We start from the raw sequence: 24364 nt of genomic DNA, 5'->3' as shown, positions 1-24364 counted from the left end.
AGCCCCCGTATCCGCGCGAGGGAGCCTGGCGGTACGCGCGATCGGGCCGCCTTGCCGCGCGTGGGCCGGGCAGGACTTCCCGTCATAGACTGGATGCCGCCTGCCTCTGTAGCTCAATGGAAGAGCAGCTCCGTCCTAAGGAGAGGGTTGGGGGTTCGAGTCCCTCCAGGGGCAACACCATTCTTTACCTTCTTGACCAGGGGTTTATTTCGGAGCTAGGAGGCCTGACCCGGGCATTCGCCGGACACAGTAGCCCCGGCCATTCGCCGTCTCGTACGGGTTCACGCTGCCCATTGCCCGCGGCCCCGCCTCCGTCTGCTGGCCGATCGCGTAGTTCAAGCCCTCGAGCCCGTCGCGATTGCAACCGGTCACGTTCCGGCTTTCGAAGCTTCGATTTCCATCGATACAACGGGCCGAGTGGCGCCGAGGTCATCCCCTCCCCGCGACGGAGAGGGTGAAGCCCGAGGCGAGTCCTTCTTCGAGTGCGTCGTCATACAGGGCACTGAAGGTTCGGCGGAGGTGTCGGCCGAGGCAGCACTTGACGCCGCCCCCGCGTTCGCGACGGCGCTGCTGCATCACACGACGGACAGAACACCGATAGCGGCGACCACCACCCATCCCAGGTAGGCGAGAAAGCAGAACCTGTCCGGCCATCCGATTCGGATCCCAGGCGAGCCGCCCCTCCCGTGCGCGGGGGCGGCGGCGACGAGGAACCACACCAGGCCGGCGAACGGAACAACGGAAGCGACTGCCAGCACCGATCCGAGCGCGCGCGCCACCCCAACCCCTGCGAACAGCGCCGCAGGCGGAAAGCCGGCCAGCAGCACACCGCCCAGGACCGTGTGCGCCCTGCCCACGGGCGTGGCCTGTGCACGCGGAGTCATGATCGGATCGGCGTCGATGAACGCTGCACCGAGCGCGCCCAGCGCGACGGCGGCAAGTCCGATCGTCCACGCGCCGCCGAACGGCCACAAGGCGACGCACGTCGCGGCGGGGCTGATGGCCATCGTGACGAAGGCGAGGCGCATGACCCACCCGTATCGCCCGACGGAGTACTCGCTGATCATCCGCCAAGACGGCTCATATTCGGGCTTGAGGACATGAAGGATCGCGATCAGCCCAGCCGTGATGCCGCCGGCGACGAGCGCAGTCATGGCTGCGATGGCCGTGGCGCTCAACATCGGACAGCCATACCTGTAGCGGCCACGGGCATCCTCCTGCGCGGCTTTCTATCCCCACCGTAGCTCGCCATCCGCGGCTGAGCCGCCTGGACCACCCCCGTTAGGGTGAGTGGTCGCCCGATCCCCCGGCGGTCCGAAAGAAGGCGGCGCCCTCGAGTCGGTGTCAGGACCAGAAGGCGAGGCCGACGAATATCGCGCCGAAGGGGATGCTCGCGCTGGCGGCCAACTCCAACGCGGGACTCGTCATCGACTGTGACGGCGGCGGTCGCCTTCGTGTCGGTGATCGCATCGTCGCCGGGGCAGCGTGACGGCCGAGCGTGACGCGATGCGCTCGGGGCGGAAGGGCCGGCCGCTGTCAAGCCCCATCGTCGGTCTCACGCGCAGAAGCAGAATCTATTCGCTGGATCAGCGTGGAGGCACAAGAAGATGAGAACGATCAGACCCATCGTCCGATACGGCTTCGACCAGGACGAACTGCGTGATCAAGCCGACGACTTCGAGGACGCACTGCGCGCCGAGATGATCGATGCCGGGGTGATCGAAGATTGGTGATTCTCCAACCCAGCATTCGCCTCGCCGGGCGGCACTTCCGACTCCAGTCGGTGGTCAACTTCGCATCGATCATTCGCGATACGAGCATTGCCCGATCCTAAGCTCCGGCACCACCTGGCTGGTCTCCATCCCTCGCCTTCCCTCATAGGCCCGCGAGCGTCTAACCCGGACCTCTAGACGCCGAGCAAGCGTTTGAGGGTGAGGGCGTTGCGGACGGCGTTACCCTCTCCGTCGTTGTTGAAGTAAGCGAACACGTCCCGACCCGAACGATCCCATTCGCGGATGCGCTCCGCCCACCACTGCAGATCCTGGTCGGAGTAATAGCCACGGTAGAGATGGTCATGGTGCGGGCCGTGCAGCCGGATGTAGACGAAGTCGGCCGTCGCCCGCAGGATGCACGACAGGCCCGCACCGCTCATCACGCAGTACGCGGCGCCGTGATCCTCGAGCAGCCGGAACACTTCCTCCACCTCCCAGGTCGGATGACGCAGCTCCACCGCGATCCGCATCCAGTCGGGCACTCGTTCGAGGAAGTGGCGCAACCGTGCGTCGTCGCGCGGCAGCGTCGGCGGCAGCTGGACCAGCACCACAGCCCGCTTGTCGCCGAGCTCATGCCAGCCCTCCGACATCCGCTGCACCCACACCTCGGGGGAATAGAGCTTCTTCGCGTGGGTGAGGCCGCGGGGCGCCTTGACCGACATCGCGAAACCGTCAGGAAGCCGTTGCCGCCAGCTGCGGAAGCCGCCGACTGGCGGCCAGCGGTAGAAACTCGCGTTGAGCTCCACGGTGTCGAACGCGGACGCGTACGTGGAGAGCCGCGCTCCGGAAGCAAGACCGACCGGATAGAGCACGCCCTCCCAGTGGTCGTAACTCCAGCCGGACGTCCCGATCCGGATGGTCATCGCACGCCCGCTGAAGGGCGTCGTCGCCTAAGCGTCGACGTCGCCGCGCCACGCACCGCTCGCGCTGCCCTGCGCCTCGATGAATTCCTTGAAGTTCTTCAGATCCTTCTTCACCGCATGGCCCCCCGCGCCCACCAGGGCGCCCAGTTTCTCGACCAGGCCCTCGGGCGCCCAGTCCAGCTGCACGGTGACACGACTGGTGGTGTCCGTGAGCTTGTGGAATGTGACCACTCCGGCGTGTTCGGTGTCTCCGCCCTTGCTGGTCCATGCGACCCGCTCATCCGGGTGCTGCTCCGTGATCTCTGCATCGAACTCGCGCGTGAAGCCGCCCACCTTCACTGTCCAGTGGGTCAGAGTGTCATTGGTCTGTGTGATCGATTCGACCTCGTCGAGGAACTTCGGGAAGGTCTCGAACTGGGTCCACTGGTCATAGGCGGTGCGGACGGGAACGTCCACGTCGATCGTCTCGATGATCTGCACCATGGGGTACTCCTCGCTGGATGTCGGATCCTGTTCTCCTATTAGGCAGGACCGTGCTCGGCCGTGCTCAGGGGTTGACAAGGACGTCGTGGAGCGACAGCTATCACACTCGCGTCTCTACCGCTTCCCCCTGCACATTTTGGGTGGCGGTTGCGAGGGTGAAGCATGGCAATCTCCGAGCCCGAACCGCAGTCCGACAGCCCGCGCACCGAAGGCCGGCCACGTGCCGAAACGCAAGGGAGGCTGGTGGATGACGCGGCCGGTGTCCTTCTTCGCGGCTACGGCTTCGGCGCTCACGTCTGGCGTCGCGTCGCGCGTGGAGCGCGCGCCGCACCCATGCGACTGCTGGGTGGGGACGCGATGCTCGTCCGTGGGGTGGAGGGGGTGAACCTCTTCTACGACCAGAACCGGATCGCACGCCACGGCGCCATGCCGGCCATCGTGCAGGAGACGCTGTTCGGCAACGGTTCCGTGCACAGTCTCGATGGCGAGGCGCACTTCCACCGCAAGAGCACGTTCGTCGAGGCCGCATACGAGGACGAGCAGGTGGAACGCCTCGCGCCGTTGCTCGAGCACGAGTGGGAGGGCGAGCTCGGCGACTGGCTCGAAGGGGGACGACGCAGCGCATACGACGCTGCGGTGGGCGCCTTCGGACGAGCCATCATGCGGTGGGCGGCACTGCCGGGAACGCGGGATGCGCAGACCCGGTGGGCGCGACGGCTCGCCCAGATCGTCGACGGATTCGGAGCGCCGTACTCGCCGGCGTTTCCGAGGGCGATGGTGAACCGCTGGTGGTCGGATCGACACGCTCAGCAGTTGGTCGAGGCCACGCGAGCGGGGGATCTTACGCCTGGGGCAGAGACGGCTCTGTTCCTGTGGGCGTGGCATCGCGACGAGAACGGCGACCTCTTGCCGCCGCGCGTCGCGGGGGTGGAACTGCAGAACACCATGCGACCGATGATCGCCGTTGCGAGGTTCGTGGCGTTCGCGGCGAAGGAGCTGCACGATCGCCCTGCGTGGAGCGAGCGCATCGCGGCCGAGGTGTCCGAGCGAGCTCGATTGCAAGGGGGACCGACCGCCACGATGTTCGCGCAAGAGGTGCGCCGCACCGCACCGTTCGTGCCGATGCTGCCCGGCTCGACTCTGCAGCCCGTCGAGCTGGACGGTGTCACGCTATCCAAGGGCGACCGAGTGGTCCTGGACATCCTCGGCACGAACCTGGATGACCGGTCTTGGGAGAGCGCGGAGCGATTCGATCCGGAGCGATTCGATGGCGTCGACGATTACGAAGCGCTCCCCGCGTTCATTCCGCACGGCGGAGCCGAGGTCCGCACCGGCCATCGGTGCCCAGGCGAGAAGCTCGCGATCGTCGGACTCTCCACCGCCATCGCAACGCTCAGCGACCCTCGTATCTCGATCTCGGGAGTCGGACTGGGTGTGAACCGTCGACGCCTGCCCACCAAGCCGCGGTCCGGAGGGCTCGTCCGTGCAGCGCCGTCAGCGTCGCGGTGTCCCTTTCACTAGCCTGGAACGTCATGCCGCCGGCGTCGCCCGCCTCGCCGTTTGTCAAGCACCGCCCACAACCTTCCCCAGCGTGCTTCGATGGTGCTTCCGCGTCGGGCCGTCGGAGATGCCGTGCAGCCCGTGGCCGGAGTATGGAAGGCGGTCATCATGACTGACGCTCCTGACGCGTTGCGGAGCAATGCGGGATCCGGGAAACCGGTCCGAGACGTGGACGAGGTGATGGTCCGTCCCATTCACCCCGACGACGCGGGCGAAGTGCTCACCGTGCAGCGAGCAGCGTTCGTCCAGGAGGCGCTGATCTACCGCGACCCTGACATGCCCGCACTCACCCAGACACTCGAGGAACTCGAAGCGGAGCTCGCTGACAACCTCGGATTCGTGGCGGGAAGGCGACAGCGGATCGTCGGCGCCATTCGGGCTGTCGCGGACGGCGACCTCCTGCTGATCGGGCGGATTGCGATCGCTCCCGACCAGCAGGGCGAAGGAATCGGCGGGATGCTGCTCGACGCGGTCGAAGAGCGCGGCTGGTCGGTCGGATGCCGCGAGGCAGAGCTCTTCACCGGTTCGCACAGCGACGCCAACGTGCGGCTCTACACCCGGCGGGGGTATCGCGAAACGGAGCGGGTCGACCAGGGCGACGGTACGGCTCAGATCTTCCTCCGCAAGCAGCTGCGCAACGACCCCTCCCCCGGCTCGTCGGGGGCTTAGGCCCCCTTTCCCGGCCGATCCGCAGGGCGGTTCCCCGGTCCCCCGCGGTCGATAAACCTGGCATGCAGCGCCCCTCGGTGTCAAGGCCGGCGACGCCGCCGTGATGGCCACCTACGCTCGCCCGAGAGCAGAGCGTCATCGATGATCGGGAGGAACCCGCGTGGCACGAGTGACAAGACGGGCCTCAGCCCCTCGCCCGCTGGAGGTCGGATCATGATCACGAGTGCCCGACGGACGCAGCAGCCTTCACTGCTTTCTCCTGGAATCCCGGGCGAGCCTGCCTCCACTGGCGCTATGGCCGATGCCGAGTCGGGGGTGTCGCTCGGCCACGACATTCCCGCCACCATCGGATGGTCCGTCGCCATTGGGAACTCGCTCCCCACCGTCGGCACCGGCGACACGGTGGAGCTGTGGGATAGTCTCGCCGCGACCGCGTACCGCGATGTCGCCGCTGCGCGTGTGCTCGAGCCGCATCTGGATGCACTCGGCATCCTCGAGCAGGCGGGCACGAACCTCGCATCCGGCGCCGATCCGTGGAATCTGTCAGCGATCGGGGTCGACGAGGACTCGTCGTGGGGCGTCTTCGCGGCGGAAGGGCCGGGTCTGCGGGTGGACGCGCACCAGAGCGCTTCAGGCTGGACCCTCTCCGGCAGGAAACCGTGGTGCTCTCTCGCTGCCCATCTTTCCCACGCCCTGGTGACGGCCTTCGTCGGCGACCAGCGCCGGCTCTTCGCGGTCGCTTTGGATGAACCAGGGGTGCGCCCGCATGACGGACCGTGGGTCGCACGGGGCCTCGCCGATATCGTCAGTGCCCCTGTCGATTTCGACAGCGCGCCGGCTGTCCCGGTCGGTGAGGTCGGGTGGTATCTCTCACGTCCGGGGTTCGCCTGGGGCGCCATGTCGGTCGCTGCCTGCTGGTGGGGTGGCGCGCTCGGGGTTCGAGACGCGCTCCTCGCGTCGGCGGCTTCGGAGCGCGCCGATCAGCTCGCGTTCGTGCACTTCGGTCGAGCGGATGCTGCGCTCTGGGCGGCGCGCGCAGCGTTGCGCGAGGCCGCCCATCTTGTGGACAAGCAGGCGAACCTCGACTCGAGGCTGCTCGCCGAGCGTGTGCGTGCCGTGACGGCCGATGCCGCGACCACGACACTGGCCGAAGCGGACGCGGCCCTCGGTCCTGGCCCGCTCGTCACGGACTTGTCGTACGCACGCCGAGTCGCCGATCTTCACCTCTATCTGCGACAGCACCACGGTCTCCGCGACGCTGCCCGGCTCGGCCGGCTTGCGGTCGAAAGCGAGACGTCCGGATGAGTGCCGCATTCAGTCACCTCGATGCCGGTACGCCGGAGTCGGTGTGGCACGACGAGTTCGCCCGGCGCTCGCTCCGGCCGCTGGACGTCCAATTCGAGGTGCTCGTCGTCGTCGCGGCGCACCCCGACGATGAGACCCTCGGCGCCGGTGGGCTGCTTCACCGGGCTGCTCGTATCGGGGCCCGTGTGGTGGTCGTGATCGCCACCGATGGCGAAGCCTCCCACCCTGACTCTCCGACGCACGACCGCGACACGCTCGCCCGGCTGCGCCGCAACGAAGTCACCCAGGCCATCGCGATCCTCGCACCGGACGCCGAGGTGCACTTCCTCGGCCTTCCCGACGGACTCCTCAACGAACGCAAGGGGCACCTGCGGGAGCGACTCGGCGCGATCTTCGACATCCACCGCACGGCCAACCCGAGACGTGTGCTCGTCGTCGCGCCCTGGTCCCAGGACCGGCACCGCGACCACCGCATCATCGCGGAAGTCACGAGCACCATCGCCCTCCACCGACGATTCACCTCCCTCGAGTACCCGGTGTGGGCGTGGCACTGGGGGACGGTCGATGACCTGCCGTGGGACCGCGTCGTCGTCCTCCCGCTCGCAGACGACGAACTGCACGCCAAGCGGGACGCCCTCGCCTGCCATGTCAGCCAGATCTCGCCGCTCTCGGAACAGCCGGGGGACGAGGTGCTGCTGCACCTGGGCATGCAAGACCACTTCCACCGCGACATCGAGGTCTTTCTCGCTGCAGAACCGGAAGACGCGCAGGCGGACAGCCTGGATGCCGACTGGTTCGAAGAGTTCTACCGTCGCAACGGCGACGACCCGTGGGGATTCGAGTCGCGGTGGTACGAGCAGCGCAAGCGCGCACTCCTGCTTGCGGCGTTGCCCGCGCCCGAGCTGGGCGACGTGTTCGAGATCGGCTGCGCGACGGGGCTGCTCACCGCCCAGCTGGCCGCACGCGCGCGCGAAGTGATCGCGATGGATGCTGCGACCGCCGCTGTGGAAGCAGCCCGCGACCGCCTCGCCGCCGAGACGCGGGTATCGGTCCGGCAGGGTCGCATCCCCGAGGACTGGCCATCCGGCCGATTCGACACCATCATCTTCTCTGAAGTCGGGTACTACCTGTCTCCGGCCGACCTGCAGCACACGCTTCTCCTGATCGAGGCCTCGCTCGCCGACCACGGCCACGTCGTCGCCTGCCATTGGCGTCACACGGTCGCGGAGTATCCGCAGACCGGCGACGAGGTGCACGAGGCTCTCCGATCCGTTCCAGGGTGGGAGACCGCCAGCCTGCACGTCGAGAGGGACTTCGTGCTCGAAGTGTTTGCGCGTCGCCCTGCGCGATCCGTCGCAGAAATGGACGGGCTCGTATGAGGCGCGAGCAGACCGACGTCATGGTCGTCGTCATGCCCGTCCGGGACGAGGAACTGCTGCTCGGCGCGGCGCTGTCGGCCCTGACGGTGGCCGTCGAGACGGCGTCGCGTGCGGGCATCCGCTCGGAGGTGCGCGTCGTGCTCGACGCGTGCACGGATGCGTCCGCTGAGGTCGCATCCCGGTTCGGCTTCCCGACGCTCACCTCGACCGCGGAGCGTGTCGGAGCGGCGCGCACGCTGGGTATCTCCCACGCCATCGATGCGCTTGCCGATGTGCCCGTCGGTCGCATCTGGGTTGCGAACACGGACGCGGACTCCCGGGTCCCGGCGGGATGGCTCACCAACTTCCGCGCGATCTCCCGCGTCGCAGACGTGTGCGCGGGCACGGTGCGGCCGGACTTCGATGACTTGTCAGCCGCTCAGCAGGCGCTCTGGCTGCGCACGCATGTCCGAGGCCGACCCAACGGCAACATCCACGGCGCCAACCTGGGCATCAGAGCGACCACTTACCTTGCCGCAGGCGGATTCGCGCCGATCGGCGAACACGAGGACGTCGACCTGATCGCCCGATGCCGGAGCAACGGCGCTGTCGTCGCGGCCAGCGACGACGCCGAGGTCATCACCTCGGGCCGCCTCATCGGACGCACCGCCGGTGGCTACGCGGGGTTCTTGCGTCGCCAAGTCTCCGACCTTGCCGCCGGGGCGACGGACCCGCTGTGAAACCGACGAAGCACGAAGGCGACTCCTCATCCTCCGCCCGGGTACTCCCTTTCCGGTTGTCGTGCCCGGGCGGATAGTCAGGGCATGGACGCGCCGCGAGGGTCGGCCGACTCCGAGCAATGGGAGGAGTTGCAGCGCCTGCGAGGACGCGCTTACGGACCGAATGCGGACATCGTGGGCGATCCTGCGGCTCAGGCTCGACTTCTTGAACTGGAGGCCGCCCACCGTCGAGAGCGAGCCCCCGTCCTCGATACCAGCGCAGCGCGCCAAGCCCCTGTCTCGGAACGCGTCCCGGTCCCTGAGCCCCTCGAGGGTTCGCGCGGGGCGTCGACATCTTTCCCGGAGCTCGTCAGCGCGGCAGCCGCCGAGCATGAGGCAGACGCAGGGTCGGTCGCTGAGAACGTCCCCGCTGGAGTCCCGGTCGTCGATCCCGAACCGATCGACCGAACCCACTCGCCTCCGTGGTGGCGCCGCCGCCGCAATGCCTCGTATCCGGTCGCAGCCTCGAGCGCCAGCACGTCGTACGCCACGCTCGTGCGAAGGTCGACGGGACTCGGACGCACTGTCGAATCCGCCGCCCACTGCTCGAGCAGGTCCGATGGCCGGCGCTTGTCAGCCTCGGCACGAGCCGCCGCGAGGAGCTCACCGCGGCGACTGCTCGGCGAAGTACGGCCTCGATGCCCCATCGATTCATCATTCAATCGATCGGAGTTCCGCACAACCGGCGCTCAAGCCGGTGGATTTGCGTGCTGACGAGTTTGACATTGGGCGGGCTCGAGCTTCATGCGATCGCATCGCCTGTATACCCCGCCCGCTGCGTTGCGCGCTCGGGCAGGTCGACAGGGCGCTGAAGTCGAGTACGAAGCCCCGGCGTCGGAGCGGGTTGAGTTGGGGAATCGGATCTGCCAGGCGTCGGTTCGCCCGAGACCGACGCTCACGTGCCGAGGCGTTGCGTCTCGTCAGTCCACCTGCTCGCGAGGGGCCGAAGCCGTGGGGCGAACCGTCGTCCGTGATGCGCGCAGTACAGAAGCTCCGAGCCGTTCACGGTCGCGGCAATGTATGCCTGCGCGCCACACGCATCGCAGCGATCCTGCGACGTGAGGCGTGAGGGGACGTGTTCGATGGGGGCGTCTGCGTTGGGAACCATGATGGAGCGCTCCTTTGGTTCGGGGCGTGGAGATGACCCGCGTATGAGGTCGTGCGCTGACATCTCCTGTTCGGAGCTGATACCCCGAACGGATGGGTACGCCCCGGCCAACGCGCGGGTTGCGTCGGGCGCACCTTCGGTAGCCAGTCCGGGGTCCGCTTCTCGCTGAGAACGAGCGGCAGATCATAGAGCGAGCCGGCCCGACGGACATTCGATCGCCATCCACCACTTCCCGTCATCCACAACGCGAGTGACGCCGCACCGACACCCTCGGAGAAGAACAGCGCGACGAAGCACCCATGAAGATGGCAATGCACGCAGGCACCATTGTGTAAATCGGCAGCGATCAGGCAAGAAGCGGCGTACCGTGTGGCGTCATGCGTGAAGTAAGGGCCTAGGCCCATTCGGCACCTCGGTGACGCCGTAGGGTGTCGGACCTGCGCGACGGGCTGCTGGATTCCAGCACCTGACGGTAGACGCGTTCGTACGCGGCGGCCATCACAGGCAGGTCGAAGTGCGTCGCTACGCGCTCGCGGCATGCACCGGGGTCTAGCTCGTCGGCGCGGGCGATCGCCGCTGCAAGGCCATCGGCTGCGTCGACGATGATCCCGGTGCGGCCATCGTCGATGATCTCTGGTACGGATCCGCGTCGAGTCGCGACGACGGGTGTGCCGCAGGCCATCGCCTCTACCATCACCATGCCGAACGGCTCGTCCCACGAGATGGGAAAGACCAAGCACGACGACTTCGCGTAGAGCTCGCGCTTGAGCGCGGCGTCCGCCTCTCCGATGTATTCCGCGTCGGGCCCCAACAGCGGACGGACCGCATCGTCGAAGTACTCCTGCTCGGCTGGCTCATTGAGCTTGCCGGCGAGGACGATTCGGCGCCCCGCGCGCCGTGCGGCATCGATCGCGACATGAGCACCCTTCTCTGGGCAGAAGCGTCCGACCCACAGCACATCGCGCTCTTTCGTGTTGCGAAACGGGAAGGTGCTCAGGTCGATCGCGTTGTAGACCGTGCCGACCCAGTTCAAGCGCGGACCTTTGGCACGCTGGGCGCGCGAGATCGACACGAGGTCGACCGTGCGACCCAGACGGGCGAAGTAGTCGCCGTTGTCCCCCGTCGCAGGGCCGTGGATCGTCGCGAGAGTCGGGATGTGGCGGCCGCGCGCGAGCAGCGGCCCCGCGAGGGAGTGGTCGTGAACCAGATCGAGATCGAGACCCTCGATCGCCGCGGCGGCTTCGGCCGCGTGGATGACCTCGGGCATCGGCGTCGCGCCCAGCTGCTCTGACGGAGGCTGCAGGTAGGTCGAGATATGCCGTGTGGCCCGGGTTCCGGGCAGACCCGCGGCGATGAGGTTCACCTCGTGTCCGTGCTCCACGAGCTGATCTACGAGGCTTGCAACGACAGCTTCAGTTCCGCCGTAGCCTTCGGGGGGAACTGCGAACCAAGGCGGTGCGATCATGCCGATCCGGAGCGCGGGATGGTTGGGGATCGACGGACGGTCCGCCGTGGCAGTCGCGGTCGTGGACATCAGACACCTCCTCGTGGGTCGAGGTCGGCGAGGGTGACCTGCGCGGTTCGGATTCGGGTGGGATCCGCACTCTGGATGGTAGAGGAGCCGACGTCGCAGCGGGTGTCGTTTACGGACCGGACAGCGGAGCGTACAATGATCGCTTCGCAATCCGAAAGGATGCCGTGTCAACGAGTATGCCGTCGAACGACACGCGTGAGGAGCGCGAGCGCTTCGGCACCGAGTCGATGCAGGGTGATCCCCGACGCGACGGAGTCGGGCGAGTCATGCTCGTTCAGTCGACGGTGACTCTCGTCGAGGGTTCGACGTTCTGCGTGTCGGGTCACGACGGCGATATCGATCCGCTCCGCCCCGACGGACTGTTCGTTCAGGACACGCGCGTCTTGTCGCGCTGGCAGCTGCGACTGGACGGGATGCCGATCGAGCCGCTCGGCGTGGTGTCGGCGGAGCCCTACGAAACGGTGTTCGTCGGCCGCGCCGCGCCGCGCGCCGGCCATGCCGAGGGAACGGTCATCGTCGAGCGGCACCGCATGGTCGGTCAAGGTATGCGCGAGGACATTCGCCTGCGAAACTATGGCGCTGAGCCTGCGGGCGTAGATCTGACGCTGACTGCCGAAGCCGACTTCGTCGATCTTTTTCTGGTCAAGGAGCACAGGCTCGCGCACGTGCCGCCTGTCGGCCACCACCACGTCGGCGGTGACCTCGTCTACTGGCTGGACCGGCCAGGTTCGCAGCGCGGCATCCGGATCTCGGCGCCCGGAGCCCTCTCCAGTCCGCAGACCCTCACGTTCCGAGTCGTCGTCCCGGCGCGTGACGAATGGCGCACGACGATCGAGGCGGTGCCCAGCGCTCAGGGAGTCGATCTCGAGTTCCTCTACCCTGCGGACCGCCCGGTTGCCGAGACGACGCCCGCACTGCGGATGCGGGACTGGCGCGACGAGACACCGGACACAGTGACCTCGAATCGCGTGCTCGCCGATGCTCTGCGCACGAGCGAGCGCGACCTTGGAGCGCTGCGCATTCAGGATCCGAAGCATCCTGAAGACGACGTCGTGGCAGCCGGAGCGCCGTGGTTCATGGCGCTCTTCGGTCGGGACTCTCTCCTGACTGGATGGATGATGCTGCCCTTCGCGCCGCGGCTCACGCTAGGCACGCTCCGAACCCTCTCACGGCTGCAGGGTCTGCAGCCGGACGCGCGGACCGAGGAGCAGCCCGGGCGGATCCTGCACGAGGTCCGGCTCGGGGCCGACCTGTCTCTCGCCTTAGGAGGGGCCAGCGTCTACTACGGCTCCATCGACTCCACCCCGCTCTTCGTGATGCTCGTGGGCCGAGCCCTGCGATGGGGCATCCCCGCCCAGGACCTGGCAGAGTTCCGGCCGGCCGTGGAACGAGCGCTCGACTGGATCATCCGATGGGGCGATCGCGACGGTGACGGCTTCGTCGAATACCTTCGCTCGAGCGACCGCGGACTGCTGAACCAGGGCTGGAAGGACAGCTCCGACGGCATCACTTTCCGTACTGGGGTCGCCGCCCGCCCGCCCGTCGCGCTGGCCGAGGTGCAGGGATACAGCTATGCGGCGATGCGAGCAGGCGCCGACCTCCTTCGCGCGTGGGGAGACGACACCGCCGCCCAGGACTGGGACGAGCGTGCGAGCGTGCTGCGCACGCAGTTCGATGAGGCGTTCTGGATGCCGGAGGAGAACACGTACGCGCTCGCGCTCGATGCCGACAAGCGGCAGGTCGACGCTGTGGCCTCGAATGCCGGACACTGTCTCTGGAGCGGCATCGTGCCGACGCATCGCGCTGACGCCGTCATCGACCGCCTCATAGCACCCGACATGTTCACTGGGTTCGGCATCCGAACGCTGTCGACCCAGGCGGGCGCGTACAACCCGGTGAGCTACCACAACGGGTCGGTGTGGCCCCACGATACGGCGCTCGCCGCCGCGGGGATGGCGGCATATGGACGACGGGATGCCGCAGCCACCGTCATCGAGGGACTTCTCGACGCGCTCGAGGCGCATGGTGGCCGGCTCCCCGAACTATTCTGCGGGTTCAGCCGCGTCGACAAACCAGTGCCGGTGAGCTATCCGGCGTCGTGCTCGCCGCAGGCGTGGGCGGCCGCGACCCCGTTCGAGCTGCTGCGGATCGCCATCGGACTCGACCTCGACCTGCCACGCGGCATCGCTCGGGTCCAACCCACCCCGGCGACCATCGGCCCCATTCGCGTCGATCGCCTGCCAGCCGGACCAGCCCGACTCGATGTCAGGGCCGATGCCGCGGGGGCCGAGCTCCGCGGTCTGCAAGGAGACGCCGAAGGCCGGTAGGCCGCTGCCGGCACGGCCTCGGACGGCGAGCCGATCCCCGGACCTATGACTCGGTGCTCTCTACTGGAGTCGAGTGGTATCTGGATCGCGGGCATGGCTCGCATCGATACCGGCACGATCGACCTCGTCTCGCCCACCGACAGAGCACTACGCGCCAGACACGGGTCCTTGGCTGGTCGGCATGTCAAGGTCTTGGGGCCGGTCTTGCGCCGAACCTAATCTGCTCGGCATGGCAACCTCATCTGCACCCCTGCGCACCGTCGCGCTGAACTGCACGCTCAAGCAGTCTCCCGCCGTTGCGGCAACATCCGTACCCGGCGCCGGAAGCAGGGCTCGTAGACCTCCGAAGCGCGATGCGCGGAGCGAGCGCGATGGCCTCCACTCTCGGCGAAAGGCGTGGTTAGGGTGAGCGCATGAGCGACAAGACGAACAACACCACCGGCATGCGGGTGGTGTTCTGGGTGTGGATGGGGATCATCATCGTCGGTCTGACCGTGATGATCCTGACCCCGCTGACGGGACGCTGACCGTGCGACGCGTTCTGCGTGACAACGCGCTGAGCCTCGCGTTCCTCACGATCTTCATCGTCGCCCTGGTCGGCCAGTCCATTGCCGGCCACACGTCCAACAACGAAGAGCTCGTCAGTCACGGGCAGACAGCCATCGGCTACCTGGAGTTCGTGACGTCGTCCGCGTTCCTGGTGGATGTCGCGGAGAACTGGCAGTCCGAGTTTCTCCAGTTCTTCCTGTTCATCTTCGCCACGATCTGGTTCGTGCAGAAGGGCTCGCCGGAGTCGAAGAAGCCCGGCGACGAGGGCGTCGGCGACGATCGCAGCCAGATGGTCGGAGCGCATGCCCGACCGGACTCCCCGGCGTGGGCGCGGGCGGGCGGTGCGCGTCAGTGGATCTACTCGAACTCGCTGCTGCTGGTGATGGGCACCGTGTTCCTGCTGTCGTGGTTCGCGCAGTCCCTCGGCGGCGTCGTCGTGATGAACGAGGACAACTCCATGCACGGGACACCCGCCATCACGTGGGCCGAGTACGTGGTGTCGGCCGACTTCTGGAACCGGACGCTGCAGAACTGGCAGTCTGAGTTCCTCGCGGTCGGCGCGATGGTCGCGTTTTCGATCTACCTCCGCCAGCGCGGCTCGAGCGAGTCCAAGCCGGTCGGGCTGGCGCACCACGAGTCGGCACAGGAATCGGAATAGCGATGGCGGCTCACGCCAAGACCTGAAAATCCGCGAAATTGCGCGGAAGTGGGACCGAGACAGATCCAGCTGATTTCCGCCACATGGAACTCGAGTCCCTTCAGTGTGCGAACGGTTTCCGAAGGTCCTGCATCAGCTGCCCTACCTCGATCAGATATGTCATGGGCAGCGGACCGAACACGTCCACGAGCTCGCCGCCGAGCTGTCGCGGAAAGGCGACGACGAGTTCGATGCCTGGCCGAGGCATGTTGGCGATCAGGTAATCCACGCCGCGGATGCGCTTGAGGCGACCGCTCACACGAGGTCGTGAACTGCCGTGGTTCGGAGGACGCGCGAACGTCACGCGGTGGTCGATGTCGAAGTCGTCGAGATCTCCCACGGCGCACGATCGGGCGCGTGATGACTGTTCCATGCCTCATCGTCCCACGCGGCGGTTGCGAGTGGGGGCCCTGGCGCGAGCAGCCCGGAGTATTCGCGGAGCCCGGCGGTGAGCGCGCGCGCCGCCCCGCGCTGTGAACCGTCCAGGATCGGGGCGTAACGTCCGATCATGAGCCCACAGGCACAGACGAACCAGAGTGACGTTCCGGCGCCCCCGGCCAACCGGCGAGCGCTCGGGTGAAGATCGCGATGCTCGGTCCCATCGCCTGGCGGACGCCACCGATCAGCTATGGACCGTGGGAGCGCGTGACCAGTCTGCTGACCGAGGGACTGGTGCGCCGCGGACTGGATGTGACGCTGTTCGCGACCGGCGACTCGATCACCGGCGCCGAACTGGATGCCGTCGCACCGCACGGCTATGCGGAAGACCCGACGATGGACGGCCGCGTGTGGGAGGCGCTTCACGTCGCGCACGCACTCGAACGGGCGGGCGAATACGATCTCGTGCACAATCAGCTGGACTGGCTCCCGCTTGCCTTCACCGCCCAATGGCGCACACCGATGGTCACGACCGTCCACGGCTTCTCGGGTCCGGCTATCCTGCCCGCGTACCTCGCCTCGGCATCGGCGTTCGTCTCCATCTCCGACGCCGACCGCTCCCCCAGCCTTGAGTACCTCGCGACGATCCACCACGGGATCGACCCCGCAGAACTCCCGTATGTGGCAGAGCCGGACGACTACCTGGTGTCGTTCGGGCGCATCCATCCCGACAAGGGCACCGCGGCGGCGATCGAGATCGCACGCCGGGCAGGCCGCCGACTGGTGATCTGCGGTCTCGTCCAGGACGCCGACTATTTCCACGCCGAGGTGGAGCCACACATCGACGGGGAGGGCGTCGTGTTCCTCGGCGCCGTAGGTGCAGAGGAACGCGCTCGTGTCCTCGGCCACGCCGTCGCGCTGCTGCACCCGATCGACTTCGACGAGCCATTCGGGCTCGCGGTGGTCGAATCGATGATGTGCGGCACACCGGCTCTCGCGTTCCGCCGGGGGTCGATGGCGGCGGTCATCGACGAGGGCGTGACCGGCAGCACCGTGGCCTCGATCGACGAGGCGATCTCGGCGCTCCCGGCCGTCGTGGCGCTGAACCGGCGTCGCGTCCACGATCGCGCCGTTGCGCGATTCGGCGTGGAGCGGATGGTCGACCAGTACCTGAGCGTGTACGAGACCGTGCTCGCGCGCTGATCCTGGGACGACGTCCAGGTCGGACGTGTAGCGTGCAACCACAGCGTCCGGCTCGCACCCGGACGTGGACCGGACCACGGCGATGAAGGCGCGGTTCCACGAGGGATGCCGCCGGCAGACGTCTCGCCATAGCCCGGAGCGAGTCCGCACGGGCACGATAGAGAGCGTCGCCGTGACCCACTACGGATTCCTCAGCACCTTTCCGCCGACCCGCTGCGGGTTGGCCACATTCACCGCGTCGCTCTCCGATGCGCTCGTCCGCCACGACGACGAGGGCACCGTCGTACGGGTGCTCGATCAGCCCGAGGATCGCGGTCGGCCTGATCCCCGTGCACGGTCTCGCGTGCGCACCGACCTGATCGCCGGCGACAGTCTCAGCACGTTGCGCGCGACCATGGCGCTCAACTCGTGCGACGTCGCGATCGTGCAGCACGAATACGGGATCTACGGCGGACGCGACGGGGATCAGGTTCTCGACGTGCTCGCCGCGCTGAGGATCCCGGCAATCGTCGTGCTCCACACCGTGCTCGTGGCACCCACGCCGCACCAGCGACATGTGCTCACCGAGGTGTGCCGGCTCGCGTCCGCGGTCGTCGTGATGACGACTCATGCCCGCGACAATCTCGCCGCGGTCTACGGCGTCGATCTCGCCGGCGTTCGCGTCATCCCGCACGGCGTGCAGCATGTGGCTCTTCGCGATTCGAATCCGCACAGCGGCCGCCGGGTCGTCACGTGGGGCCTCCTCTCGCCGGGCAAGGGCATCGAATGGGGAATCCGCGCCATGGCGCAGCTCACGGACATCACGCCGAACGTCGAGTACGTCGTCGCCGGTCAGACGCACCCCAAGGTGCTCGCGCATGCGGGTGAGAGCTACCGCACCATGCTCGCCGGTCTCGCAGGCGACCTCGGCGTCGGGTCATCCGTTCGCATGGACGGCCGCTACCTCGAAGCGCCGCAGCTCGCCGCACTCATCGCGTCGGCGGACGTCGTGCTCCTGCCATACGACTCCGTCGACCAGGCGACCTCCGGCGTCCTCGCCGAGGCGGTGGCGGCCGGCGTCCCCGTCGTCGCCACGGCCTTCCCCCACGCGGTGGAGCTGCTGTCGAGCGGAGCCGGGATCGTCGTCCCGCACCAGAACCCTGACGCCACGGCGCATGCGCTGCGCGAGATCATCACCGGCCCGTCCGTCGCCGATCGCATGCGCGAAGCCGCGCTCCGCGAGACGAACGAGACGACGTGGTCCGCGGTCGCCGACCGCTACCGCGCGGTCACGGCGAGGCTCGCCGCCGGCAGGGCGGCGTGATGGATCCCTCTCCGCCATACGAGCACCTGCGCGCGCTGACCGATCACAACGGCATCTTCGAGCACGCTCGACTCGCCACGCCACGCCGCGAACACGGATACTGCACCGACGACGTGGCGCGCGCCCTGATCGTGGTCGCGCGTGAGCGGCAGCAGACCGTCGAGCTGCGGAAGCTGGCTGCGATCTATCTGCGCTTCCTGGAGTCGGCGGTGCGCGCAGACGGGCTCGCGCACAATCGGATGAGCGCCGACGGCGTATGGTCCGACGACCCGGCAATGGGCGACTGGTGGGGACGGCTGCTGTGGGCACTCGGCACCATCGCCGCGCAGCGGGGCGACCCATGGACCCGCGCTCGCGCGCTGCGAACCTTCCGGATCGCCGCGCGCGAGCGGTCGACGAGTCTGCGGACTCTCGCGTTTGCGGCGCTCGGTGCGGCTGAGATCGTGCGCGTGCGTGCGGACGACCACATCGCCCGAACGCTGCTCCGGGAATTCATCGCGGCGATGCCTGCGCTGCCGGATCCGACCTGGCTGTGGCCGGAGCGCCGCCTCTCCTACGGGAACGCCTCCATCGCAGAAGCGCTGATCGCCGCGGGGAGTGCTGTCGATGATGCGGATGCCACGGCCCAGGGTCTGCGGATGCTCGACTTCCTGCTCTCCGTGGAGACATCGGACGAGCGATTCTCCGTGACCGGGACGGCAGGGCGCGGACCCGGCGAGGAGGGGCCGTCGTTCGATCAGCAGCCTCTGGAGCTCGCTGCACTCGCGGACGCATGTGCCACGGCACACGCCGTCACGGGCGACCCGGTGTGGCTCCCCCCGATCGCGCTCGCCTGGCGTTGGTTCACCGGCCTCAACGACAGCGGGACCGTCATGTTCGACGACCAGACCGGCGCGGGCTTCGACGGGCTCGAACGTGACGGCAGAAACGAGAACCGCGGCGCCGAATCGACCTTGGCCGCCCTGAGCACCTACCAGCAGGCGCTCCGACACCGTGTGCCGGCCGCGCCATGACGGCGCGCGTCCACACGGCGGAACTGAGGGCGCAGCCGGACCGCGTGATCGCCCAGTTGTTCCTGCCGGGCGAAGAATGGTCCGCCGAGCATTCGCGCGCAGGCGAGATCATCGCGCGCGTCATGGCGATGCCCGCCGATCAGACCGATGCGCTCGCGGCCGAGCTGACCCGCGACTTCAGTTCGCGGCATCCCGATGTCGGCGCGCTGTTCCTGGAGAACGCCGACGTCGTGAGCTCTCGCCTGGCCGATCCGGTCGACATCAGCGTCGCGCGTCGTCTGGTGCTGGGCGCGAGTTTCACGGCGGAGTACGCCGTCGAAGGTGCAGCCCTGTGCAACCCCAGCGCGGTCGAGCATCCCGACCAGACCGGACTGGCGCCCGGGCAGCGACGTGTCGCAGTCGCTCTCCGCTCCATCGGGGAAGGTCACCGCTCCTGCATCGAGTTCGCCGAGGCGATCATCGGTCCCGGCCGGCGGTGGACCTTCGTGGAACGCACGCGTCCGCTGTGGCGAGCGCGGATCGACGAAGGGGACTGGAGCATCGTCCACTTCCGCGCCGCGGTCGAAGAAGTGGGGCTCGTCAATGAGATCTCGCACAGCGTGCTGCAGGGACTTCCCGACAGGTTCACCGCGTCGGACGTCGAGACCTCCGTCAGCGGCCTGCCCCGCGCGCTCTCACGGCGCGCGGACAGCGCCCGGCACATCGAGGCGCTGCGCGAGCTGGCGAGCTCCGTCTACCGCGCCGTGTTCTCCCCCGAGACCTCCCTCAGTCAGCGTGTGCTGACCCCGGTGGCGGTGGAGGAGCGGCACGGAATGGAGGACGCGCGATTCGTACGATTCACCGACCTCGCCGGTACCACCCACTACCGCGGGACCTACACCGCGTACGACGGTCGCAACATCGCACCACGTCTGATCACCACCTCGGACCTGCGCGAGTTCGACATCCATCGGCTGACCGGCGATGCCGCTCAGGACAAGGGGATGGCGCTCTTCCCTCGGCCCGTGGACGGCAGGTATCTCGCGCTGAGCCGCACCGGAGGCGAGAACATCTCGCTGGCGGAGTCCCACGATGGCGTGATCTGGAACCAGGTCGGGATCGTCCACGCCCCGGCGGAGCCCTGGGAGATCGTCCAGACCGGCAACTGCGGCCCGCCGCTCGAGACGCCGCACGGCTGGATCGTGCTCGTTCACGGCGTCGGCCCGATGCGCAGATACTCTCTCGGTGCGCTGCTCCTCGACCTCGACGACCCGACGATCGTCCTCGGCCGGACGACGACTCCGATCCTGCAGCCGGTCGGCGACCGACGCGACGGCTATGTGCCGAACGTCGTGTACTCGTGCGGCGGGCTCATCGTGGACGACGTGCTCTGGGTCCCGATCGGCATCGGGGACGCACGCATCGGCGTGTGCTCGATAGAAGTCGACGAGCTTCTGGCGCACCTGGTTCCGTAACCTGACGGCGAGTTGAGGAGACAGCCTCCGTGTTTCCTGCATGCAGACACGCACAGCCGACAACGGGCGTAACCTGAGATCAGATGGCCCGGACCCTGTCATTGGCGCACGCCGTGCGCTTCGTCTGACAGGAGCACAAGATGGCCATCAACACTCCCGGGTCGATCGCCTCAAGCGTGCGATCCACGACGCCGAAGGCGCCGAATCTCTACACCGAGTTGTCGAAGATGGTGACCGGGAGCGGCCTCATGCGGCGCCGCTACGGCTACTACTGGACCAAGCTCATCGCGGCGCCGATCGCCGTCGCCAGCGCGCTCGTCGTGTTCGTGCTCCTCGGCGACACCTGGTGGCAGCTGGTCACCGGCGCCGTCCTCGCCGTCCTGCTCACACAGGTCGCGATGCTCGGACATGACGCCGCGCATCGACAGATCTTCCGGTCGGGCCGGTGGAACGACTGGACCAGTCTCGTCCTGGGAAACCTTCTCGTGGGCATGAGCTACGGCTGGTGGCAGCACAAGCACACGCGTCATCATGCCAACCCCAACAAGATCGGCAGCGACCCCGATATCGAACTGCCGGTCATCGCGTTCACCCCGGAGCAGGCGGACCGTCGGCGCGCGAGTCGAAGCGGGCCGCTGCGCTGGCTGATCGCGCATCAGGGAGTGCTGTTCTTCCCGATCCTCTTGCTCGAAGGCCTCTCGTTGCACGCATCGAGCGTGCGGCGCGTGTTCGCGCGCGAGCAGCTCAGACACCGTCCGATCGAGATCGCCTTCCTCGCGGTGCGGATCATCGGGTTCGTCGTTCTCGTCTTCCTCGTGCTGTCCCCGGGGATCGCATTCGCCTTCCTCGGCGTCCAGCTCGGCCTGTTCGGCGTCTACATGGGGATGGCGTTCGCCCCGAATCACAAGGGGATGCCGCTCGTCCCAGCCGACGTCAAGGTCGACTTCCTCCATCGCCAGGTGCTGATGAGCCGCGACATCCGTGGCAGCAGGCTGCTCGACACGGCCATGGGAGGACTCAACTACCAGATCGAGCATCACCTGTTCCCGTCGATGCCTCGACCGCACCTGCGCCATGCGTCGCGAATGATCCGGGCATTCTGCGTGGAACACGGCGTGCCGTACACCGAGACAGGCCTCTGGCAGTCCTACGGAATCGTCGTCCGCTACATCAACAAGGTCGGACTCGGCGAGCGGGATCCCTTCGAGTGCCCGTTGCTCCTGCAGCGGCAAGCCGTCTAGCCCCGCCCGCCCCGAACGGGGGGATCAGAGCGACAGGCGTCCGGCGACGACATCGCGCGCGACGACGCCGATGCGCGTCTGGGTGGATCGGGCGTGGCGCCGGATGCGCGCGAACGCCTCATCCATGTCGATGTCCAGCATCTGAGCGAGGTATCCCTTGGCCTGCTCGATCACCACGCGACTGTCCAGCGCGCGCTGAAGCTGAGCCTGTGCGAGCTCGGACTCCTCGACCAACCGCTGCTGCAGAATGCTGATCGTGGCGATATCGGCCAGTGCCTGCGCGGCGGCGGCATCGGCCGGGTTCAGCGCCCCGGCCTCATCGCGGAAGAGGTTCAGCGATCCCAGTGTCGAGTCGCGCAGCCGCAGCGGAATCGCATGGATCGACGAGAACCCGGAGGCGCGCGCATCGGCGGCGAACGCGGGCCAACGATGGGCGATCTGGTCGATGTCGTAGACAGAGACGACCTCACCCGCTGTCGCCGCCTCGACGCACGGGCCCGCACCGACGCGCAACTGCATCAGCTCGACGAGTTCGCTTCGCTCACTGGTGGAGGCGATCACCTCGAGCCGGTTCGACGGGCTCAGCAGCAGGATGCCGGCAGCCGACGCGTCGAAGAGCGAGATGCAGTCGTCGACGAGTCGCTGGAGCACATCGACGACGTCGAAATCGTCGACCAGGGAGTCCGCCAGGGTGACGAAGGTCCCCAGCAGCTGATGCTCGCGGGTGAGCGCCGTCATGCCGTCATCCTAAGCCTTGGATCACAGGCTCAGGTCGAGTCGCCGTGCGATGACATCCGTCGCGACATCGCGCACCGGACGCCCCACGGCGTACGCGTGGCCGCGCAGGAGCAGGAGGGCGTCGTCCACGCCGATCCTGTTCCTCGCTGCCACCATTCCGGTCGCCTGGTGCACCTCACGACGGGAGTACGGCTCGTCCTCCGCGCCGTCGTTCGGCGTGTCGATACGGCTCAGCGCCCTCCTGAGCAGAGTGCCGGAGACGATGGCCGCCAGGCGGCTCATCCGGTCGATGTCGGCGTCGGACAACTCGCGGGCGTTCATCGAATAGAGGGCGATGGAGCCGATCCCGAGCGTGCTGACGAACAGGGGGAAGGCGAAAAGCGCCCCCACGTCGAGCTCTCGCAGGGCGGCCCAAGTGCCGGGCCATAGCGCCCCGCCGTCGACCTGGAGGTCGGACGCGGCGACGGGCAGCCTGGTGCGCAGGGCTTCCCAGGACGGCCCCTCGCCGAGGTCGATCTGGATCTCGTCGATCCGCGCGCCGAGCTTCGTGCTGGCACACACCGTTTCGGAGCCCATCGGCGAGCCGAGCGTGGACACCACCGCGCCGGACATCGAGACAGCGGCTCGCAACGGCGAGCACAGGTCGTCGTCGCCGGCGGTGAGCGCGGCCGCGGCGATCGCGAAGGCATCGCCCGGCTGATCGTCGGGTGTCGTGGACATCGCTTGCGCCACCGTTCATCTCAGAATGACCAGGCGCGGGGTCTCGGTGCCCTTCATACGAGCGTACACGCGCCGTCGGCGTGCAGGCGGTGCTCTGTCTTCCGTCGCGCGACGAGCGTACGGTGAGGGATATGTGGACAGTCCTTCTCATCCTGCTGGTGGCCTGGGTGGTGCTGTCGATCGTCGGGTTCGTCTTCGACGGCCTGATGTGGCTGGGCATCATCGGGATCGTGCTCTTCGTCGGCACCATCATCTTCGGAATCATCCGCCAGCGCGCCCGGCGCCTCAAGCAGTAGTCGAGCAGGATCACGACGCGGGCGACAACGGGGCGACGACGCGGACGTGCAACGCGCCGGGCCCGACACTGATGCGGGCGCGGATGACGTGCCCGAAAGGGTCGCCGTCCAGTTCTACGGCGTGAGGCGTGTCGAAGCGCGCCTCGAACTGCTCGCCCTGGACGTACCCGAGCGCATGAAGGTCAGGCGACCGCGAGAGCCATCGCCGGGTGAAACGGGAGCGACGAGCCGCGCTCTGCAGCGTGAGCCTCGTTCCGATCTGAGCCCAGCCGAACAGGCCCGCCGGGCGCATGATGACGACGTCCAGGAGACCGTCGTCGATGACCGCGGCAGGGATCAGCAGCATGTTCCCTGTGAGGGTTCCGCAGTTGCCCACGATGACCGTGTGCGCGCGGGTGGACCTGCTGCGTCCGCCATCGATGCGGTACGTCAGGTGGAAGAGCCGATTCGCGACGATCGACCGCGCGATCGGCGTGACGTACGCAAACCATCCGAGCCGCTTCTTCGCGATCGCGCTGGTGTCCTTCGCCATCTGGGCGTCGAGGCCGATCCCCGCCATCACCATGAACACGTGGACGCGTCGGACGCCATCCTCGTCCTCGACCTCCGCGACACCGACATCGACCGCGCGATCGACGCCCGTGAAGGCCACCGAGACGCTGGCGGTGATGTCGTTGAGGGGTGTGCCGAGGTCGCGGGCCAGAAGGTTCCCCGTGCCGGAGGGGACCAGCGCGACCGGAATACCGGTGCCGCGCATGACCTCGGCCACGGCTCGGACCGTGCCGTCTCCGCCGGCGACGATCACGACCGCCGGGCCGCCCGCGGCAGCCTGCCCCGCGGCAGCGCGGCCGGCATCATCGCTCGCGGTCTGGTACCACCGCGTCGGCCGCCACTGCAGGCGACGCTCATGCTCGGCAACCGCCGTGCGGATGCGTTCGAGCGGCGCCTTCGTCGGGTTGTAGACGACGGCCGCGTGCGGTTGCCCTTCGCTCGTCCGCTCCGATCCGCTCATCT

The 24364-nt window shown here is 67.8% G+C and carries 23 protein-coding genes and 1 tRNA gene; 15 read left to right on the top strand and 9 right to left on the bottom strand.

The window, feature by feature from the left end:
* The first annotated feature begins 102 nt into the window (after positions 1-102).
* Positions 103-174 (top strand) — tRNA-Arg (locus RS82_RS08495).
* A 401-nt stretch (positions 175-575) separates the two neighbouring features.
* On the opposite strand, the gene RS82_RS08490 is transcribed toward RS82_RS08495, so the two are convergent.
* The gene (locus RS82_RS08490) at positions 576-1154 is read right to left on the bottom strand and encodes a DUF998 domain-containing protein (RefSeq protein ID WP_211255892.1); all 579 of its coding nucleotides are present in this window, start codon (positions 1152-1154) and stop codon (positions 576-578) included.
* A 453-nt stretch (positions 1155-1607) separates the two neighbouring features.
* Here RS82_RS08490 and RS82_RS21945 point away from each other — a divergent pair, with 453 nt between their 5' ends.
* On the top strand, positions 1608-1733 hold the full coding sequence (locus RS82_RS21945; protein ID WP_281176474.1) for a hypothetical protein: 126 nt from the start codon (positions 1608-1610) through the stop codon (positions 1731-1733).
* 173 nt (positions 1734-1906) lie between these two features.
* Here RS82_RS21945 and RS82_RS08485 read toward each other — a convergent pair whose 3' ends face one another.
* Positions 1907-2635 (bottom strand): DUF72 domain-containing protein, encoded by a 729-nt coding sequence (locus RS82_RS08485; RefSeq protein WP_045298253.1) that lies wholly within the window; start codon positions 2633-2635, stop codon positions 1907-1909.
* Positions 2636-2662: 27 nt separating this feature from the next.
* The gene (locus RS82_RS08480; protein WP_045298251.1) at positions 2663-3118 is read right to left on the bottom strand and encodes an SRPBCC family protein; all 456 of its coding nucleotides are present in this window, start codon (positions 3116-3118) and stop codon (positions 2663-2665) included.
* Between the two features lie 243 nt (positions 3119-3361).
* Between RS82_RS08480 and RS82_RS08475 the strand changes: the two genes are divergently transcribed.
* The 5 genes from RS82_RS08475 (at position 3362) to RS82_RS08455 (ending at position 8750) form a co-directional block, all read left to right on the top strand.
* On the top strand, positions 3362-4639 hold the full coding sequence (locus RS82_RS08475) for a cytochrome P450 (protein ID WP_245619554.1): 1278 nt from the start codon (positions 3362-3364) through the stop codon (positions 4637-4639).
* Between the two features lie 219 nt (positions 4640-4858).
* A complete protein-coding gene (locus RS82_RS08470; protein WP_045298365.1) occupies positions 4859-5347 on the top strand; it encodes a GNAT family N-acetyltransferase in 489 nt (162 codons plus the stop codon).
* A gap of 294 nt (positions 5348-5641) precedes the next feature.
* Positions 5642-6652, top strand: coding sequence for an acyl-CoA dehydrogenase family protein (locus RS82_RS08465; RefSeq protein ID WP_045298249.1), 1011 nt, complete (start codon positions 5642-5644; stop codon positions 6650-6652).
* Entirely contained in the window at positions 6649-8031 is a 1383-nt protein-coding gene (locus tag RS82_RS08460; protein ID WP_052676748.1) for a bifunctional PIG-L family deacetylase/class I SAM-dependent methyltransferase, read from the top strand. The genes RS82_RS08465 and RS82_RS08460 overlap by 4 nt, the downstream gene beginning before the upstream one ends.
* Positions 8028-8750, top strand: a complete 723-nt coding sequence (locus RS82_RS08455; protein WP_045298247.1) for a glycosyltransferase family 2 protein — start codon at positions 8028-8030, stop codon at positions 8748-8750. Before RS82_RS08460 ends, RS82_RS08455 begins: the two co-directional genes overlap by 4 nt.
* A 934-nt stretch (positions 8751-9684) precedes the next feature.
* Here RS82_RS08455 and RS82_RS21790 read toward each other — a convergent pair.
* Both RS82_RS21790 and RS82_RS08445 read right to left on the bottom strand, forming a co-directional pair.
* The gene (locus RS82_RS21790) at positions 9685-9897 is read right to left on the bottom strand and encodes a DUF7455 domain-containing protein (RefSeq protein WP_045298244.1); all 213 of its coding nucleotides are present in this window, start codon (positions 9895-9897) and stop codon (positions 9685-9687) included.
* A 394-nt stretch (positions 9898-10291) separates the two neighbouring features.
* On the bottom strand, positions 10292-11431 hold the full coding sequence (locus RS82_RS08445; protein WP_045298242.1) for a glycosyltransferase family 4 protein: 1140 nt from the start codon (positions 11429-11431) through the stop codon (positions 10292-10294).
* A gap of 164 nt (positions 11432-11595) precedes the next feature.
* Between RS82_RS08445 and RS82_RS08440 the strand changes: the two genes are divergently transcribed.
* Both RS82_RS08440 and RS82_RS08435 read left to right on the top strand, forming a co-directional pair.
* Positions 11596-13758 (top strand): amylo-alpha-1,6-glucosidase, encoded by a 2163-nt coding sequence (locus RS82_RS08440; protein WP_211255891.1) that lies wholly within the window; start codon positions 11596-11598, stop codon positions 13756-13758.
* A gap of 529 nt (positions 13759-14287) precedes the next feature.
* Positions 14288-14965, top strand: coding sequence for a DUF6766 family protein (locus RS82_RS08435; RefSeq protein WP_045298240.1), 678 nt, complete (start codon positions 14288-14290; stop codon positions 14963-14965).
* Positions 14966-15065: 100 nt separating this feature from the next.
* Here the strand turns inward: RS82_RS08435 and RS82_RS08430 are convergent, their stop codons facing one another.
* Positions 15066-15377 (bottom strand): hypothetical protein, encoded by a 312-nt coding sequence (locus RS82_RS08430; protein ID WP_045298238.1) that lies wholly within the window; start codon positions 15375-15377, stop codon positions 15066-15068.
* 215 nt (positions 15378-15592) lie between these two features.
* On the opposite strand from RS82_RS08430, the gene RS82_RS08425 reads away from it, so the two are divergent.
* From RS82_RS08425 to RS82_RS08405, 5 genes are all read left to right on the top strand, one after another.
* Entirely contained in the window at positions 15593-16585 is a 993-nt protein-coding gene (locus RS82_RS08425) for a glycosyltransferase family 4 protein (RefSeq protein ID WP_052676751.1), read from the top strand.
* A 172-nt stretch (positions 16586-16757) separates the two neighbouring features.
* On the top strand, positions 16758-17888 hold the full coding sequence (locus tag RS82_RS08420) for a glycosyltransferase (protein WP_052676747.1): 1131 nt from the start codon (positions 16758-16760) through the stop codon (positions 17886-17888).
* Positions 17888-18901, top strand: a complete 1014-nt coding sequence (locus tag RS82_RS08415) for a hypothetical protein (RefSeq protein ID WP_045298357.1) — start codon at positions 17888-17890, stop codon at positions 18899-18901. Before RS82_RS08420 ends, RS82_RS08415 begins: the two co-directional genes overlap by 1 nt.
* Before the next feature lie 44 nt (positions 18902-18945).
* Positions 18946-20355, top strand: coding sequence for a glycoside hydrolase family 130 protein (locus tag RS82_RS08410; RefSeq protein ID WP_245619553.1), 1410 nt, complete (start codon positions 18946-18948; stop codon positions 20353-20355).
* A gap of 140 nt (positions 20356-20495) precedes the next feature.
* Positions 20496-21596 carry a fatty acid desaturase family protein gene (locus RS82_RS08405; protein WP_045298232.1) on the top strand — a complete coding sequence of 367 codons (1101 nt, stop codon included), beginning with the start codon at positions 20496-20498 and terminating at the stop codon, positions 21594-21596.
* Positions 21597-21620: 24 nt separating this feature from the next.
* Here RS82_RS08405 and RS82_RS08400 read toward each other — a convergent pair whose 3' ends face one another.
* Both RS82_RS08400 and RS82_RS08395 read right to left on the bottom strand, forming a co-directional pair.
* Positions 21621-22334, bottom strand: coding sequence for a GAF and ANTAR domain-containing protein (locus RS82_RS08400; RefSeq protein WP_045298230.1), 714 nt, complete (start codon positions 22332-22334; stop codon positions 21621-21623).
* A 21-nt stretch (positions 22335-22355) separates the two neighbouring features.
* A complete protein-coding gene (locus RS82_RS08395) occupies positions 22356-23054 on the bottom strand; it encodes a GAF and ANTAR domain-containing protein (RefSeq protein WP_052676746.1) in 699 nt (232 codons plus the stop codon).
* 131 nt (positions 23055-23185) lie between these two features.
* Between RS82_RS08395 and RS82_RS21505 the strand changes: the two genes are divergently transcribed.
* Entirely contained in the window at positions 23186-23350 is a 165-nt protein-coding gene (locus tag RS82_RS21505; RefSeq protein WP_045298228.1) for a membrane protein, read from the top strand.
* Between the two features lie 10 nt (positions 23351-23360).
* On the opposite strand, the gene RS82_RS08385 is transcribed toward RS82_RS21505, so the two are convergent.
* Entirely contained in the window at positions 23361-24362 is a 1002-nt protein-coding gene (locus tag RS82_RS08385; RefSeq protein ID WP_045298226.1) for a diacylglycerol/lipid kinase family protein, read from the bottom strand.
* Between the last annotated feature and the right edge of the window lie 2 nt (positions 24363-24364).

Source organism: Microbacterium trichothecenolyticum, assembly GCF_000956465.1.
In the GTDB taxonomy this organism is placed as follows: Bacteria; Actinomycetota; Actinomycetes; order Actinomycetales; family Microbacteriaceae; genus Microbacterium; species Microbacterium trichothecenolyticum.
This window is presented reverse-complemented; position numbering and strand designations above follow the sequence as displayed.

Coding starts and splice junctions, on each gene's coding strand:
- RS82_RS08490 (WP_211255892.1), bottom strand. CDS start 1,154: ATGACTGCGCTCGTCGCCGGCGGCATCACGGCTGGGCTGATCGCGATC.
- RS82_RS08400 (WP_045298230.1), bottom strand. CDS start 22,334: ATGACGGCGCTCACCCGCGAGCATCAGCTGCTGGGGACCTTCGTCACC.
- RS82_RS08460 (WP_052676748.1), top strand. CDS start 6,649: ATGAGTGCCGCATTCAGTCACCTCGATGCCGGTACGCCGGAGTCGGTG.
- RS82_RS08425 (WP_052676751.1), top strand. CDS start 15,593: ATGCTCGGTCCCATCGCCTGGCGGACGCCACCGATCAGCTATGGACCG.
- RS82_RS08445 (WP_045298242.1), bottom strand. CDS start 11,431: ATGTCCACGACCGCGACTGCCACGGCGGACCGTCCGTCGATCCCCAAC.
- RS82_RS08385 (WP_045298226.1), bottom strand. CDS start 24,362: ATGAGCGGATCGGAGCGGACGAGCGAAGGGCAACCGCACGCGGCCGTC.
- RS82_RS08480 (WP_045298251.1), bottom strand. CDS start 3,118: ATGGTGCAGATCATCGAGACGATCGACGTGGACGTTCCCGTCCGCACC.
- RS82_RS08455 (WP_045298247.1), top strand. CDS start 8,028: ATGAGGCGCGAGCAGACCGACGTCATGGTCGTCGTCATGCCCGTCCGG.
- RS82_RS08430 (WP_045298238.1), bottom strand. CDS start 15,377: ATGGAACAGTCATCACGCGCCCGATCGTGCGCCGTGGGAGATCTCGAC.
- RS82_RS08405 (WP_045298232.1), top strand. CDS start 20,496: ATGGCCATCAACACTCCCGGGTCGATCGCCTCAAGCGTGCGATCCACG.
- RS82_RS08485 (WP_045298253.1), bottom strand. CDS start 2,635: ATGACCATCCGGATCGGGACGTCCGGCTGGAGTTACGACCACTGGGAG.
- RS82_RS08395 (WP_052676746.1), bottom strand. CDS start 23,054: ATGTCCACGACACCCGACGATCAGCCGGGCGATGCCTTCGCGATCGCC.
- RS82_RS08415 (WP_045298357.1), top strand. CDS start 17,888: ATGGATCCCTCTCCGCCATACGAGCACCTGCGCGCGCTGACCGATCAC.
- RS82_RS21945 (WP_281176474.1), top strand. CDS start 1,608: ATGAGAACGATCAGACCCATCGTCCGATACGGCTTCGACCAGGACGAA.
- RS82_RS08465 (WP_045298249.1), top strand. CDS start 5,642: ATGGCCGATGCCGAGTCGGGGGTGTCGCTCGGCCACGACATTCCCGCC.
- RS82_RS21790 (WP_045298244.1), bottom strand. CDS start 9,897: ATGGTTCCCAACGCAGACGCCCCCATCGAACACGTCCCCTCACGCCTC.
- RS82_RS21505 (WP_045298228.1), top strand. CDS start 23,186: ATGTGGACAGTCCTTCTCATCCTGCTGGTGGCCTGGGTGGTGCTGTCG.
- RS82_RS08470 (WP_045298365.1), top strand. CDS start 4,859: ATGGTCCGTCCCATTCACCCCGACGACGCGGGCGAAGTGCTCACCGTG.